Source organism: Caulobacter sp. 10L414 (genome assembly GCF_056395525.1).
This window is the reverse complement of sequence record NZ_JBFTJR010000011.1, coordinates 1-14,043: the sequence shown is the minus strand read 5'-3', so window position 1 is coordinate 14,043 and position 14,043 is coordinate 1. Positions and strand designations below refer to the sequence as shown.

Here is a 14,043-nt window from a genome sequence, read left to right as displayed (position 1 = left end):
GCTAGAGGGATCAGTCTCTCAGTAGTGAAAGCTGCCGCTCTCGCGCGGCTGGATCAGTTCGCGGGCCCGCAGCACGATCTGCACCGGCGTGAACGGCTTCATCATGTAGGTCGTCGCGCCCGCGCTCATGGCCTCGACCACGCGGTCCAGCCGCCGCTCGCCGGTCATGATCACCACCGGTACCTCGCGGCCCCAGTCGCTGACCCGCAGGCGGCGCAGCACCTCGATCCCGGTCTCGCCCGGCATGCGCACGTCCAGGAAGACGATCGCCGGGTGGCGGTCCTGCACGTCGGCCAGCAGGCGCTGGGCGTCCTCGGCCGTCTCGACGTCGAAGCCGCCGTCAATCAGCGCCCCGGACACGAACTCCAGCATCAGCGTGTCGTCGTCGATCACCAGGGCCAGGGGGCGGGACGTCATGGGGCACTCCGGGGACGCGTCATAGCCAGACGCGGGACTGGTTCTTGGTCGCCGCCCGCACCCGCGCCAGCAGGTCGTCGGCGGCGAAGGGCTTGAGGACATAGCCGACGGCGCCGGCCTCGGCGGCCGCCTTGACGTTCGCCCCGGCGGCCGAGGCGGTTATCATGATGGCCGGCACGGTCTTCAACCGCTTTTCCGCCCGCAGGCGGCGCAGCAGCGTCAGGCCGTTGATCTCGGGCATGGCCACGTCCAGCAGGAACAGGTGCGGCGAGCGGCGCAGGGCGGCCGCCAGCGCGTCCTCGGCGGTGTGGGCGACCTCGACCGCGAAGCCCTCCACCTCCAGCCGGAACTTGACGAACTCGGTCACCAGCGGGTCGTCGTCGACCACCAGGACGAGATATTGCTGCGCGGTCGCGGGCTGCATGTGGTCAAGATTCCTCCACCTGCGCGCGATTGCAAGCCGTGGTCGCCGCGACCTACGCCTTCAGCAAGGCCGCGGCCAGGGCCTGGAAGCCCTCGATCGGGATCGTCTCGGCCCGCGCGTCGGGATCTATGCCGGCCGCCTCGCACAGCGCGCCGCCGCCGATGGGCTTGAGGCTGGAGCGCAGCATCTTGCGGCGCTGGCCGAAGGCGGCGGCCGTCACCCGCTCCAGGGCCGAGACCAGGGCCTTGTCCGGCGCGGGATCCAGCGGCACGAGGCGCGCCACGGCCGAGGCCACCTTGGGCGGCGGAGTGAAGGCGCGGGCCGGCAGGTCCATCACCACCTTGGCGCTGCACACGGTCTGCGACAGCACCGCCAGGCGTCCGTAGGCGTCGTCGTCCTCCTGGGCGGCGATGCGGTCGGCGACCTCCTTCTGGAACATCAGGGTCATCGACAGCGGCCGGAACGGACCCGTCAGCCAGTTGATCAGCAGCTGGGTGCCGACGTTGTAGGGCAGGTTGGAGACCATGTGGGCCGGACCGCCTTCGGCCAGGGCCGCCATGTCGGCCCGCAGGGCGTCGCCCTCGACCAGGGTCAGGCGGCCGTCGGCGGCGTCGGCCAGCTCGCCCAGCAGCGGCAGGAAGCGGCTGTCCTTCTCGACCGCCACCACCTTGGCGCCGGTCTCCAGCAGGGCGCGGGTCAGGCCGCCGGGGCCGGGGCCCACCTCGATCACGGTGTCGCCTTGCCCGACCTCGGCCAGGCGCGCGATCTTGCGGGTGATGTTGAGGTCGAGCAGGAAGTGCTGGCCGAAGCTCTTGCGCGCCAGCAGGCCGTGGCGCTCGAGCGCCTCACGCAGCGGCGGCAGGTCGGCGAGGGAAGGGGACGTCATCGCCTCCCTCTAGAGCCAAAACCGGCGAAAGCCCAGCCGTCTCTAGGCGTTGCGCCGCGCGGCGATCTCGGCGGCCAGGCGGATGGCGGCGATCAGGCTGTCGGGACGGGCGATCCCGCGGCCGGCGATGTCGAAACCGGTGCCGTGATCGGGCGAGGTGCGCACGATCGGCAGGCCCAGGGTGACGTTCACCCCGCCCCAGAAGTCGAGCATCTTCACCGGGATCAGGGCCTGGTCGTGATACATGCACAGCACCGCGTCGTAGGCGGCGCGGGCGTCGGCGTGGAACAGGCTGTCGGCCGGCGCCGGGCCGCGGGCGTCGACGCCGCGTTCGCGCAGGGCCTCGACGGCCGGGATGATGGTCTCGATCTCTTCGCGGCCCAGCGCCCCGCCTTCGCCGGCGTGCGGGTTCAGCGCGGCCACGGCCAGGCACGGGGCGGCGATCCCGAAGTCGCTCTTCATGGCCTGGGCGGTCACCAGGCCCGCCTCGACGATGCGCTCGACCGAAAGCGAGGCCGGCACGCTGGCCACCGACTGGTGGATGGTCACCAGGGTGGCGCGCAGGTCGCCGGCGGTCAGCATCATCACCGGCCCGCGCGCGCCCTCGTACGGGACGGGCGCGGTCAGTTCGGCCAGGAACTCGGTATGTCCGGGAAACTTGAAGCCCGCCTCGTACAGCGGGGCCTTGGCGATCGGCGCGGTGACCAGGCCGGCCACGGCGCCCGAAAGGGCCAGGCCGACGCCCGTCTCGATGCAGCGGATGATCTGGGCCGCGTGCACGCTGGAGGGCTTGCCCGCGACCACGGGCGACTGCAGCGGGATGTCGAGGACGGGCAGCGCCTCGGCGAACACCTGGGCCGCCTCGGCCGGACCGGTCACGGGGCGGACCTTCACGCCGCCGCCGGCCGCGGCCAGGCTCTGCAGGTCGCCGACGGCCATGAACACCGGGCCGCTCTCGCGGAGGGCGGCCCAGGCCTTGGCGATGATTTCGGGCCCGACGCCGGCGGGATCGCCGACGCTCAGGGCCAGGGTGTCTGTCTTCACCGGGTCTCGATGGTGGCGGAGTTGCGCAGGTCTCGCAGGTAACGTTTGGAGATCAGCGCAAGTTGCTGACCCTTAAGGCGGTTTTCGATCTGGTCGTGGCTCGGGGCGCCGCCGCCCGACTGGCGCTTGCCGCACACCGCGATCAGGTGCAGGCCGGCGTCGGTGCGGATCGGGTCCGACACCTGGCCGATGTTCAGCGTGTTGGCGGCCTGCTGGAACGACGGGGCCAGGTCGCCGATCTCGGCTTCACCCAGGTCGCCCGCCACCACGCCGGCGACCTTGCCGGCTTCGGCTTCGAGCGTCTGGCAGCTGGTCAGCTGGGGCTTGAGGCCGGCCAGCAGGGCCGTGGCGGCCTGCACGTCGGCTTCCGGCGCGTCCTTGGGCAGGGCGACGGCCACCTGCTTGAGGTCGACCAGGGTCGCCTTCGCGCCCGAGCGCTTGTCGCGCAGATAGACGATGTAGACGCCGTCCTTGACCGGGATCGGGGCCGACAGCTGGCCGGGGCGCAGTTGCTCCAGGGCCGCGTCGACTTCGGACGGCATCTCGCCGGGGCTGACCCAGCCGGCGTCGCCGCCGTTGGCAGCCGTCGAGGCGGCCGAGAACTGGCGGGCCACGGCCGCGAACGGCGCGCCCTGCTGCATCTGGGCCACCAGCTGGCGGGCGCCGTTCAGGGCTACCTCGGCGCCGCCGACGCGGATGGCGTCGATGAACACTTCGCTGACCTGGTACTGCGGCTTGCTGGCCGATTCCGCCTGGCGGCGCTGGAAGGCCTTGATCTGGTCTTCGCCGATGCGCAGGCGCGAGCCGTAGCGGCCGCTGATCCAGTTCTGCCAGCTGGTCTCGGCGCGGATCTGGGTGCGCCAGGTGTCGGCGCTGACGCCCTGGGCGGCCAGCTGGCCGAGCAGCTGCTCGGCGCTCATGCGGTTGCCCTGGGCGATGTTGGCGATCTCCTCGTCGACTTCCTTGTCGGTCGAGATGATCGTGATCTTCTGTTCCTTCTCGACGCGACGCAGTTCCTGCATCTGCACGTGCTCGTCGATCAGCGAACGAAGCGCCTCCTGCTCCAGCTGGGGCAGGTTTTCCTGGGTCGGCTGCAGGCCCGAGGTCACCATCAGCAGGCGCATGCGCTGCATCAGGTCGTAGGACGAGATGATGTCGTCGTTGACCACGGCCGCGACGCTTTCCGACAGCGGATTGGCGCGGGGCTCGGCGGCCGCCGGCGGGGCGTCGACCACGGGCGCGGCCTGACGGGCCTGGGCGGGAAGGCCCGCCACGGTCAGGGCGAGGATGGACGCGGCGCTGGCCGCGAAAGTCGTCACGCTACGCGCAGACCGCATGGATAGTGTCGTTTCCTCTGGAGCCCGGCTTTGTCGGCCGGCCTCGATTTCAGCCTCAGTGGCGCGACGACCTTCCGGTAGACCGTGAGCGGCCGCGCCTCGATGCGTCACGGGGACGCGTGCGGACGCCCGCACGTCCCCCCGGACGTTGGATGTTTTAGTCGCTGTACCCTGTATCGCCCAATGTGGCGAGGGTTAGGCGCACGACGACCGAGCGGTCAGGTTGGAGCCTGAGGCCCGACACCGTCGAGCTATAGCGGTCTTCCTGTTGGTAGATGATGTCGATGCGGATGCAATCGTCCGTATAGGCCACGCCGATGTCGCGGCGACGCCAGGTCTCGGCCACCAGGTCGAGCTGGCCGAGCGCCGTCAGGGCCCACTTCTTGGTCAGCTGCAGTTGGCCGCGGGTTTCGAAGTTTTCCTGCCGCTCGCCGTTGGAGTCGACGTTGTCCTTCAGGTAGCGGAACGAGCCCTGCAGGCGCTGGGTGTAGGCGTCGACGCCGGTTTCCAGGCGATTGATCTTGGTGGTGTCGGAGTCCAGGCGCGTACGCACATAGGCGTTGATGCCGCGCACCGGCGTCACCGTGGCCGCCACGATCCAGTCGGAGGACTTCTCGCTCAGGCCCGTGCGCGAGGGCAGCAGCGGGTCGTACTCGGTGCGGAAGCTGCGGCCCACCAGGACGCTGCCGCCGCGGCCGTCGGCGGTGTTGAAGGTCGCCCGGCCGCCCACGTTCATGCGGGTGCCGCCCTCGTAGAGGTCGAAGCCCGGCGACTTGTTGGAGCGGAACAGGTTGGTTTCGTCGAATTCGAAGGCCGAGCTGTCCTCGTTGTAGAGGTAGGTGACGGCGCCGTTGCGGGCGACGACCACGGGCACGCTGGAGCTGTCCKAGCCGGTCGCGATCTGAACCAGCGGCTCGAGGACGACGCTGCCGCCGCCCTTCAGGCCCTTGTAGAGCGGCAGGCTCAGGTCGACGCCGGCCACGCCCATGGTGCGCGAGTAGTTGACCGAAGCGTCGTCGCCGGCGGCCAGGGCCTCGGTCGTCAGGTAGATGCCCTTGATCTTGTAGGCGTCGGCGCGGGCCTGGGCGAACGGCTGGACGCGCAGGCCGGGCCCGACCACGGCGCTGGCGCGCCAGTCGGCCTGGACGCTGCCGCGAACGCTGTCGACGCCTTCCTGGTGCCCGTAGGCGGCGATGGTGCCGTAGTAGGGGGCTTCGCCGAACTGCGATTCGGAGCGGCTCAGCATCACGCCCGAGCCCTGCAGCCGCAGGCGGCCGAACAGCACGGGCGATTCCGGCTCCCAGCGGCCTTCGACCAGCGGCCCGATCACCGGGAAGGCGCCGCTGTTCTCGAACTTGTTGCCGATGCCGGTGTTGGCGTCGGTGCCGACCACGCGCAGGCCCTGCACCGAGACGGCCGAGATCGACAGCCAGGAACGGGCGTCCTGACGCGAGGTGTAGATCTGCGAGGTCAGGCGGCGGTCTTCGCTGGTGAACAGGCCGCGCTGCTCATAGACGTCGTTGATGTCGTACTTGTCGAAGATCAGGGCGTCGGAGGCGCGTTCGGCGCTGAAGCCCCAGGTCCACTTGTCGTTGATGTMGAACGCGCCCTTGGCCAGGATGTAGCTGCGGGTGGTCGCGTCGCCGAAGCGGTTGCCCCGGTTGTCGAACTCTTWCTCGTACGTACCCCCCATGCGCGCCTCGAGCATGCCCGAGTAGAAGCGCTTGCGGTAATTGACGTTGAGGAAGGGGTTCACCTTCGTGTTGATCTGCGGGCTGATGATCACGTCCTGGGACGGCGAGATCACCTGCAGGTAGGGCTGCTGGTAGGAGAGGCCGCGTCGCTGCGACAGGCCCACCTTCGGCGTCAGGAAGCCCGAGCTGCGCGGCGCCTGCGGATCGGGGTGCCAGAACAGCGGCAGATACAGCAGCGGCGCGCCCCACAGGCGGATCTTGGCGCCGTGGTAGTAGACGATCTGGCGGTTCTTATCCTGCACCACCTTGTCGGCCTCGATCGACCAGGTGGGCGTCGGCTTTTCGGCGCAGACGTCGCAGGGCGTGTAGATCGCCTGGTTCAGCTCGGTGACCTGCTCGTTGCGACGGATCGCGGTCGCCGCCGCGATCTTCACGTTCTGGTCCATGCGCGTGGAGAAGTTGCGCGCGAAGCCCGCGCGCATGTCCTTGTCCAGCGTCAGGTCGTCGGCGAACTGGGCCGTGCCGTCGGCGTTGATCAGCGAAACCTTGCCGTGGGCGGTCACGACGCCGGTGGCGGTGTCGTAGATCACCTCCTGGGCGCGCAGGGTGCGGCCCTGGTAGCGCACCTCGACCGAGCCGCGCGCCGTCATCTTCTTGGACGCGTCGTCGCGGATCAGCAGGTCGGATTCCAGGTAGTAGCCGTCGGCGCCCAGACCGTCGTCCGCCGCCGCCGGCGTCGCCGGGACCTGCGGAATGGTGGCGAGCGATTGCTGGGCGTGCGCGACGCCGCTGGCGCCGGCCACGGCCAGCCAGGCGACGCCGGCCATCAGCAGCTTGCGAACCGCCGCGCCCGGCGCTGGGCTTAGATCGATCATCAGGGGCCTCGATGCCGGCGTCACAGACTCAACCATCCTCGGTATAGCAAAGCAGGGTCAGCCCCGCCAAAAGCGCCGCGACGGGAGGCGTCCAGGCGGCCAGGACCGGCCCCAGGACGTCGGCCTTGCCCAGCGCGCCGCACAGTTCGTTGAAGAAGAAGAAGCCAAAGCCGAGCGCGACGCCAGAGCCCGCGAGCGCGGCCAGGCCGCCCAGGCGCATCAGGCGCAGCGAGAACGCGGCCGCCAGCACCGACATCGCCGCGAACAGCAGCGGCGTGGCCAGCATCTGCTGCAGGCGCATCTTGAACGGCGTCGCCGAGAAGCCGGCGGCTTCCGTGCGGGCGATGGTCTCGGGCAGGCGCCAGAAGGCGACGGCCTGCGGGTTCTTGAAGCGGTCGGCCGCCGTGCGCTCGTCGAGGTCCGACGGCACCGAGGCGCTTTCCGAGCGCAGGGCCCCGGCGCCGGGCGTGGCTTCGCTGACGCCGGTCAGGCGCCAGAAGCCGGGCTCCAGGCGGGCCTCGGCCGCCTCGTAGCGGCGGGTGAAGACCAGGCTGCCGTCCGGCTTGACGTCGTAGACGAAGAACGAGACGCCGCGCAGGCGCACCGCGCCGTCGACGGTGTCGCGCATGCGGGCGCGGATGACGATCTGGCGCTTGTCGTCGCCCTGGCGCAGCCAGGCGCCCTTGGGAGCGTTCTTGAGATAGCCGGCCAGCAGGGCGTCGCGCTCGGTCTCGAACCGCGCGCTCATCGCCGAGGTCAGCGGGTTGAGCAGGGTTACGGTGACGATCCCCATGGCGAAGGCCGCGAAGGCCGCCGGCAGGATGAAGCGCCAGGCCGAGACGCCCGCCGCGCGCATGGCGATCAGCTCGCTGCGGCGGTTGAGGCCCACGAAGGCGCCCAGGGTGCCGAACAGGAACATGAACGGCGTCAGGGTCAGCAGGGTCGCCGGCGCCTGCAGCACCGTCAGGTACAGCAGTTGGCCAAAGCCCGCGTCTTCCGAGCGGGTGCCGACATTGCGGGTGATGTCGACGAAGGCGATCAGCATCACCAGCGCGCCCAGCACCGCCAGGGCCGCGCCCAGCGAGGCCAGCGTCTTGCGCAGGACGTAGCGCTCGATCATTCCGGGGCCGATCACGACGCGGCTCCCATCGGCTGCAGCCCGCTTTGGCCGATCGGCACGTAACGTTGCACCTTCTGGCGGAAGATCTGGGCCAGGCCCCACCAGGTGGCGGCGATCGGCACGGCGTACTGCAGGATGTTCAGCCACGCCTGGTCGTCACAGGCGGCCTGCACGCCGAAGCCCATGATCCGCACCACGGCCGCGGCCGCGCCGACGGCGGCGATCCGCTTGCCATAGCCCATGCGGCTGAACGAGCCGCCGATCACGGCCGCCAGGGCCATGGCCATCATGGCGATGTTGTACAGCGGGCTGGCCAGGCGCGAATGGCCCTCGGCCAGCATCTTCACGCGGTTGTGCTGCTCCCAGTCCTGGGTCAGGTCGGGGAAGAACAGCTCGTGCGGATAGCGGTCGGCGATCTTGTAGTGCAGCAGCTCGTCGCTCTGGAACAGCGTCGACAGGTCGAAGACATATTCCTCGAACGACAGGTAGTTCAGCACGCCCGCGCTCGAGAACTCCTGGTTGGAGCCCTTGCGCATGATCAGCACCGGCAGGTCGTTGCGCTTGGCGATCACGCCCTCGCGCGCCGTGTAGGTGACCGAGCCGCCGTTGGGCTTTTCCTGGTGGATGAACAGGTTCTTGATCAGGTTGTCGCGGTCGATGGTCTGGGCGTAGACCGTCAGGCCGGGTCCGGGCTCGGTGAACTCGCCGGGCCGCACCAGGGTCGAGGCCAGGTCGGTCTTCATGTCGAAGGCCGTCTCGCGGATCAGGCGGGCCGACCACGGCTGGGCCCAGAGACCCAGCGCCAGCGAGATCAGGGCGGCGAACACCGACAGCCGGATGGCCGGCGAGATCACCCGCCAGCGACTCATGCCGCCGGCGAAGCAGACGACGATCTCCTGCTCGGTATGCAGACGGTTCAGCGCCACCAGGGCGGCCACGAACAGCGCCACCGGCATGATGATGTTCAGCAGCTGCGGCAGGGCCAGCAGGATCATCTTGGCGAAGATCAGCGCCGTCTGGCGTTGTTCGACCAGGATGTCGAATTCCGACAGGCTGCGGGCCAGCAGCGCCAGCGCCGCCAGGGCCGCGGTGGCCAGGATGGTCGGCCCGACCAGCTGTCGGAAGAGATAGCGTTCGATCAGGCGCATGCAGGGGGTGGTTTCGGGGGCTTCACGGATTCGCGCGGCGAACCCCGGCGTTGGCGTGTTCTACACGTCTGGCTCGGCTTGGCACAACCGAAGACATCATGTGGGACGGCGTGACGGGGCTGTGAACGGCGACGGTCTTTTCCCAAGGTTCGGCATGGACTATGCCGGGCGTTCACGTCCTGTCGCGTCGGATCGCGGCCTTCTTGAGGCCGCGCCGCGATCGGACCTTCCGCTTCCCAGGAGCGCTCCATGCGTATCGAGTTCGTCCCCGCCGACAGCCAGGCCGGCGCCACCGCCGCTCTCGCGGTTCTCGCCTACGAGGCGGCGGCCCTTTCGCCCGAAGCCAAGGCCGTCAACGACGCGGCCGGCGGCGCGATCGTCCGCGCGGCGGCCGGCGGCCGCTTCATCGGCGCCAAGGGCCAGGTCCTCGACATCGTCGCCCCGGCCGGCCTCGACGCCGCCCGCGTGGTGGTGATCGGCGTCGACGGTTCCGGCGTCGTCGAGCCCGAGACGGTCGAGATCGCCGCCGCCCACGCCTACAACGCGGTGAAGACCTCGGGCGTGACCGAGCTGCTGCTCAAGCTCGGCGGCGACGCCGAGACCGCCGCCCGCGTCGCCTTCGGCGCCAAGCTGGCCGCCTACCGCTTCGACAGGTACCGCACCACCGAGAAGGCCGAGAAGAAGCCCTCGGTCGCCACGGTCAAGGTCGCCGCCGCCGATCCGGCCAAGGCCCAGAAGGCGTTCGACGCGCTGGAGCCGATCGCCGACGCCATCCTGTTCAGCCGCGACCTCGTCTCCGAACCGGCCAACATCCTGCACCCGGAAGAGTTCGCCGCCCGCGTGAAGGGCCTCGAAAGCCTGGGCCTGGAAGTCGAGATCCTCGGCGAGAAGGAAATGGCCGCGCTGGGCATGGGCTCGCTGCTGGGCGTTGGCCAGGGCAGCGTCCGTGAAAGCCAGCTGGTCGTGGCCAAGTGGTACGGCGCGGCCGACAAGTCGGCCCAGCCGATCGCCTTCGTCGGCAAGGGCGTCTGCTTCGACACCGGCGGCATCTCGATCAAGCCCGCCGAGGGCATGGAAGACATGAAGTGGGACATGGGCGGCGCGGCCGCCGTGGCCGGCGTCATGCACGCCCTGGCCGGCCGCAAGGCCAAGGTCAACGCCATCGGCGTGCTGGGCCTCGTCGAGAACATGCCCGACGGCGCCGCCCAGCGCCCCGGCGACGTCGTCACTTCGATGTCGGGCCAGACCATCGAGGTCATCAACACCGACGCCGAAGGCCGCCTCGTGCTGGCCGACGCCCTCTGGTACACGCAGGACCGCTTCAAGCCGAAGTTCATGATCGATCTGGCCACCCTGACCGGCGCGATCATCATCTCGCTCGGCAACGACTATGCGGGCCTGTTCAGCAACAATGACGGCCTGTCCGACAAGCTGCTGGCCGCCGGCAAGGCCGAGCGCGAGCCGCTGTGGCGCCTGCCGCTGCCGGCCTCGTACGAGAAGCAGATCGAAAGCCCGATCGCCGACATGAAGAACATCGGCGGCCGTCCGGCCGGCTCGATCACGGCGGGCCTGTTCCTGCAGCGTTTCGTCAACGGCGTGCCGTGGGCCCACCTCGACATCGCCTCGACCGCCTGGCGCAAGGGCTCGTCCGATCCGACCGTGCCGGACGGCGCCGTGGGCTTCGGCGTGCGCCTGCTCAACCGCCTCGTCGCCGACGCCTACGAGGGCTGAGCCCCCTTATGTCCGCCGCGCCCTGCGAAATCTGGTTCTACCACCTGGAGCGAAGCAGCGCCGAGCAGGTGCTGCCCGAGCTTCTGGAGAAGACCCTGGGGCGCGGCTGGAAGGCCCTGGTCAGGGGAGGGGATCCGGCGCGCCTCAACGCGCTGGACGCCCACCTCTGGACCTTCCGGGACGACAGCTTCCTGCCGCACGGCCTGGCCGAGGAGCCGCTGGCCGAGCGTCAGCCGGTGCTGCTGAGCACCGCGCTGGACAACCCGAACGGCGGCGATGCGTTGTTCCTGCTCGACGGCGCCGAGCCGGGGGATCTCAGCGGTTTTGCGCGCTGCATCCTGCTGTTCGACGGCCGCGACGAAGAGGCCCTGCGGCTGGCGCGGGGCCGTTGGAAGGCGTTCAAGGCCGCCGGCCACCCGGTGTCCTACTGGCAGCAGGCCGAACGCGGATGGGAGAAGAAGGCATGAAGCGGCTCCTGATGGTTCTGGGTGCGACCATGGTCCTGGCGGCCTGCTCGACCAGCACGCCCGAACCCGCGCCGCCGCCGCCCCCCGAAACCCCGGTGGCCCCGCCGGCCATCGCCCTGCCCAAGCCGCCCGAGCCGGAAAAGGACCAGTGCGGCCTCAAGGACGCGCAAGCGTTCGTCGGCAAGAACCGCACCGAGCTTCCGGCTCCGGTCGATCCCTCCCGCTGGCGCGTGGCCTGCACCACCTGCCCGGTGACCATGGACTACCGCGCCGACCGCCTGAACATCCTGTTCAACCCCGACACCGGGGTGGTGCAGCAGGTGAAGTGCGGCTGATACCCTGATCCTGTCATCCCGGCCGTAGCGCAGCGGAGCGCCGGGACCTCCCACGGTTCCAGTTTTGCGGCGTGGGAGATCCCGGCTCTACGGATCGCTGGCGCGCTCCTTCGGCCGGGATGACAGGTTCAATTGCGCCGCGCAGAGGGGCGCTCAAATATCTGCAGCATTTCCCCCTAACCATTTGTCCTCATGGACAAATGCGGAGTCCATCTAGACAGAATCCAAGTCCCCGGGCCAAGTCTCGGCGCGACGTCGCGGCGCCTCCCAACCAGCCGCGCGCGCCTGGGGAGTTTGAGCATGAAGTTCGCCGCCGTCCTGGCCGCGGCCGTCTCGCTGGCCGCCGTTTCCACCGCCTTCGCAGCCGACACGCCGCCGCCGCCCGGCCCGCAATGGCTGAAGGCCGACGGCGACCGCATCGTCGACGAGACCGGCGCGCCGGTGATCCTGCGGGGCATGGGCCTGGGCGGCTGGATGCTGCAGGAGGGCTACATGCTGCGCCTGTCCAAGCTGGGGCAGGAGCACGTGATCCGCGCCCGCATCGCCGCCCTGGTCGGGCCGGAGCGCGAGGCGGCGATCCATGCCGCCTGGCTCGACAACCACACCACCAAGGCCGACATCGACTACATGGCCGCCGCCGGCTTCAATTCGGTGCGTTTGCCGATGCACTACGCCCTTCTGACCCTGCCGGCCGACCAGGAGCCCGTTCCCGGCGTCGACACCTGGAAGGAGGACGGCTTCCGGCGCATCGACGACCTGCTGGCCTGGACCAAGGCCGCCGGCATGCACCTGATCCTCGACCTGCACGCCGCGCCGGGCGGCCAGGGCAACGACCTGGCCATCTCCGACCGCGATCCTTCCAAGCCCTCGCTGTGGGAGAGCCCCGAGAACCAGCGCAAGACCATCGCCCTCTGGAAGAAGCTGGCCCAGCGCTACAAGGACGAGCCGGCCATCGCCGCCTATGACGTGCTCAACGAGCCCAACTGGGACTTCGACAAGCCGGCTGCGAAGAACGGCTGCGGCGACGAGAAGCAGGATCTGCTCTGGGACTTCCAGCGCCGGATCACCGCGGCTATCCGGCAGGTCGATCAGCGCCACCTGGTGATCATCGAGGGCAACTGCTGGGGCAACAACTACAAGGGCATGGGCAAGCCCTGGGACGGCAACATGGCCCTGTCGTTCCACAAGTACTGGAACCGCAATGACGAGGCCGCGCTCGAACCATTCCTGAAGCTGCGGAGCGAGACCGGCCTGCCGCTGTGGCTGGGCGAGTCGGGCGAGAACTCCAACGTCTGGTTCGCCGACGCCATTCGCCTGGTGGAAGGCCACGGGATCGGCTGGGCCTTCTGGCCGCTGAAGAAGATCGGCTTCAACCAGCCCCTGCAGGTCGAGGTCGGCCCCGACTACGACGCCGTCGTCGCCACGCTGACGGGCGAGGCCAAGACCCCTGTCCCGGCCGACAAGGCCTATGCGGTGTTGATGAAGCTGGCCTCGCACGACGTGCGGTTCGAGAACAACACCGTCCATCCCGACGTCGTCGACGCCATGCTGCGCCAGCCGCACGACGATACGCCCCGGCCGTTCAAGCCGCACAAGATCACCGCCAAGGGGGCGATCATCGCCGCCGTCGACTACGACCTCGGCGTCATCGGCAAGGCCTACTGGGACAAGGACGCGGCCAACTACCACGTCGCCACCGGCGGCGAACGCACGCTCTGGAACAACGGCCGCACCGGCCGCAACGACGGCGTCGACATCGCCCCCGGCGGTAAGCGCGTCACCGACTTCGGCGCCGGCGAATGGCTGCGCTACACGGTGACCGCCGACCGGGCTGGAACCTATGCGGTGCGGATCGAAGGCCAGGGCCCGATGACCGTGTCGGCCAACGGCGGCGCCGGCGCAGCCTCGGGCGGGGCGGTGACCCTGCTGGCCGGGACCAACGTGCTGGTGCTGCGGTCCGACGGCGCGGCGGAGGCGGTGTCGGTGAGCTTGAGCCCTCTCCCGGAGGGGAGAGGGAGGGTCCCAGGCGATAGCCTGGGAGGGTGAGGGGTTACGGTGTCAGCCGGCGTGCCGGCACGCCGTCGACCGTCCCTAACCCCTCATCCGACCTGCTTCGCAGGCTGCCTTCTCCCTCCAGGGAGAAGGATCAGGAGCCGGACGGGGATAGAGCAGCGTGGATCCCCGGCGTTCGTCGAAAAGAGTTCCACGAACTCAACGCTCTACAACTTTCTCAGCCAATTCAATCAGACGCGCCGAAACCCGGGTCATAATCAAAGCCGTCCCCGCCATGGGGAGGGCTCTTGGTACCGGCCCAAGCGTGGCGAGGACCGCATCGAGCGGGGCCGCTTGAAGCGTCGTGGGAAAAGGCGGGTTTGCAGGATCGCTCACGAGGCGTGATTGGGCCGCCAAGCCGTCCACGGCGCAACGAGCGGGTCGACAGGGCCGGGATCGTCAAACCGGCCTAACAGGATCAGCCGAGGCCGCCGCCGGATCACCGCGGGGCTATTGGTCCTGCCCGTCCGTGGGACAGCCGGGTCCCTGCCCGTCCGTGGGACAGCCGGGTCC

General features: G+C 69.6%; 12 protein-coding genes. 4 read left to right on the top strand and 8 right to left on the bottom strand.

The features are described from left to right. Nucleotides 1-18: 18 nt before the first annotated feature. The 8 genes from AC1DCG_RS05880 to lptF all read right to left on the bottom strand — a co-directional run bounded on the left by AC1DCG_RS05880 (nucleotide 19) and on the right by lptF (nucleotide 8,945). Nucleotides 19-417, bottom strand: a complete 399-nt coding sequence (locus AC1DCG_RS05880; RefSeq protein WP_165255296.1) for a response regulator — start codon at nucleotides 415-417, stop codon at nucleotides 19-21. A 19-nt stretch (nucleotides 418-436) separates the two neighbouring features. After that, the gene (locus tag AC1DCG_RS05875) at nucleotides 437-841 is read right to left on the bottom strand and encodes a response regulator transcription factor (RefSeq protein WP_477036964.1); all 405 of its coding nucleotides are present in this window, start codon (nucleotides 839-841) and stop codon (nucleotides 437-439) included. A gap of 52 nt (nucleotides 842-893) precedes the next feature. Beyond that, on the bottom strand, nucleotides 894-1,727 hold the full coding sequence (gene rsmA, locus AC1DCG_RS05870; protein WP_477036965.1) for a 16S rRNA (adenine(1518)-N(6)/adenine(1519)-N(6))-dimethyltransferase RsmA: 834 nt from the start codon (nucleotides 1,725-1,727) through the stop codon (nucleotides 894-896). A 42-nt stretch (nucleotides 1,728-1,769) separates the two neighbouring features. Further along, complete coding sequence (gene pdxA / locus AC1DCG_RS05865; protein WP_477031312.1) at nucleotides 1,770-2,771, bottom strand: 4-hydroxythreonine-4-phosphate dehydrogenase PdxA; 1,002 nt, start codon at nucleotides 2,769-2,771, stop codon at nucleotides 1,770-1,772. After that, nucleotides 2,768-4,108 (bottom strand): peptidylprolyl isomerase, encoded by a 1,341-nt coding sequence (locus AC1DCG_RS05860; RefSeq protein WP_165255304.1) that lies wholly within the window; start codon nucleotides 4,106-4,108, stop codon nucleotides 2,768-2,770. The genes pdxA and AC1DCG_RS05860 overlap by 4 nt, the downstream gene beginning before the upstream one ends. A 157-nt stretch (nucleotides 4,109-4,265) precedes the next feature. Continuing rightward, nucleotides 4,266-6,677 carry an LPS-assembly protein LptD gene (locus tag AC1DCG_RS05855; RefSeq protein ID WP_477041410.1) on the bottom strand — a complete coding sequence of 804 codons (2,412 nt, stop codon included), beginning with the start codon at nucleotides 6,675-6,677 and terminating at the stop codon, nucleotides 4,266-4,268. Between the two features lie 28 nt (nucleotides 6,678-6,705). Beyond that, nucleotides 6,706-7,797, bottom strand: a complete 1,092-nt coding sequence (gene lptG / locus AC1DCG_RS05850) for an LPS export ABC transporter permease LptG (protein WP_205691455.1) — start codon at nucleotides 7,795-7,797, stop codon at nucleotides 6,706-6,708. A gap of 11 nt (nucleotides 7,798-7,808) precedes the next feature. Continuing rightward, on the bottom strand, nucleotides 7,809-8,945 hold the full coding sequence (lptF, locus tag AC1DCG_RS05845) for an LPS export ABC transporter permease LptF (protein ID WP_477036966.1): 1,137 nt from the start codon (nucleotides 8,943-8,945) through the stop codon (nucleotides 7,809-7,811). Nucleotides 8,946-9,194: 249 nt separating this feature from the next. Here lptF and AC1DCG_RS05840 point away from each other — a divergent pair, with 249 nt between their 5' ends. The 4 genes from AC1DCG_RS05840 to AC1DCG_RS05825 all read left to right on the top strand — a co-directional run bounded on the left by AC1DCG_RS05840 (nucleotide 9,195) and on the right by AC1DCG_RS05825 (nucleotide 13,524). Then, nucleotides 9,195-10,676 (top strand): leucyl aminopeptidase, encoded by a 1,482-nt coding sequence (locus AC1DCG_RS05840; protein WP_477031316.1) that lies wholly within the window; start codon nucleotides 9,195-9,197, stop codon nucleotides 10,674-10,676. 8 nt (nucleotides 10,677-10,684) lie between these two features. Then, entirely contained in the window at nucleotides 10,685-11,143 is a 459-nt protein-coding gene (locus AC1DCG_RS05835) for a DNA polymerase III subunit chi (protein ID WP_477031317.1), read from the top strand. Then, nucleotides 11,140-11,478: a peptidase inhibitor I78 gene (locus tag AC1DCG_RS05830; protein ID WP_165255315.1), complete on the top strand. Its 339-nt coding sequence runs from the start codon at nucleotides 11,140-11,142 to the stop codon at nucleotides 11,476-11,478. The genes AC1DCG_RS05835 and AC1DCG_RS05830 overlap by 4 nt, the downstream gene beginning before the upstream one ends. A 300-nt stretch (nucleotides 11,479-11,778) precedes the next feature. Continuing rightward, complete coding sequence (locus AC1DCG_RS05825; RefSeq protein WP_477031318.1) at nucleotides 11,779-13,524, top strand: cellulase family glycosylhydrolase; 1,746 nt, start codon at nucleotides 11,779-11,781, stop codon at nucleotides 13,522-13,524. Nucleotides 13,525-14,043: the final 519 nt, after the last annotated feature.

Excerpts from the sequence above, each read along its gene's own strand:
- AC1DCG_RS05880 (WP_165255296.1), bottom strand. The coding sequence starts at position 417 with ATGACGTCCCGCCCCCTGGCCCTGGTGATCGACGACGACACGCTGATG.
- AC1DCG_RS05875 (WP_477036964.1), bottom strand. The coding sequence starts at position 841 with ATGCAGCCCGCGACCGCGCAGCAATATCTCGTCCTGGTGGTCGACGAC.
- rsmA (WP_477036965.1), bottom strand. The coding sequence starts at position 1,727 with ATGACGTCCCCTTCCCTCGCCGACCTGCCGCCGCTGCGTGAGGCGCTC.
- AC1DCG_RS05860 (WP_165255304.1), bottom strand. The coding sequence starts at position 4,108 with ATGCGGTCTGCGCGTAGCGTGACGACTTTCGCGGCCAGCGCCGCGTCC.
- lptG (WP_205691455.1), bottom strand. The coding sequence starts at position 7,797 with ATGATCGAGCGCTACGTCCTGCGCAAGACGCTGGCCTCGCTGGGCGCG.
- lptF (WP_477036966.1), bottom strand. The coding sequence starts at position 8,945 with ATGCGCCTGATCGAACGCTATCTCTTCCGACAGCTGGTCGGGCCGACC.
- AC1DCG_RS05840 (WP_477031316.1), top strand. The coding sequence starts at position 9,195 with ATGCGTATCGAGTTCGTCCCCGCCGACAGCCAGGCCGGCGCCACCGCC.
- AC1DCG_RS05835 (WP_477031317.1), top strand. The coding sequence starts at position 10,685 with ATGTCCGCCGCGCCCTGCGAAATCTGGTTCTACCACCTGGAGCGAAGC.
- AC1DCG_RS05830 (WP_165255315.1), top strand. The coding sequence starts at position 11,140 with ATGAAGCGGCTCCTGATGGTTCTGGGTGCGACCATGGTCCTGGCGGCC.
- AC1DCG_RS05825 (WP_477031318.1), top strand. The coding sequence starts at position 11,779 with ATGAAGTTCGCCGCCGTCCTGGCCGCGGCCGTCTCGCTGGCCGCCGTT.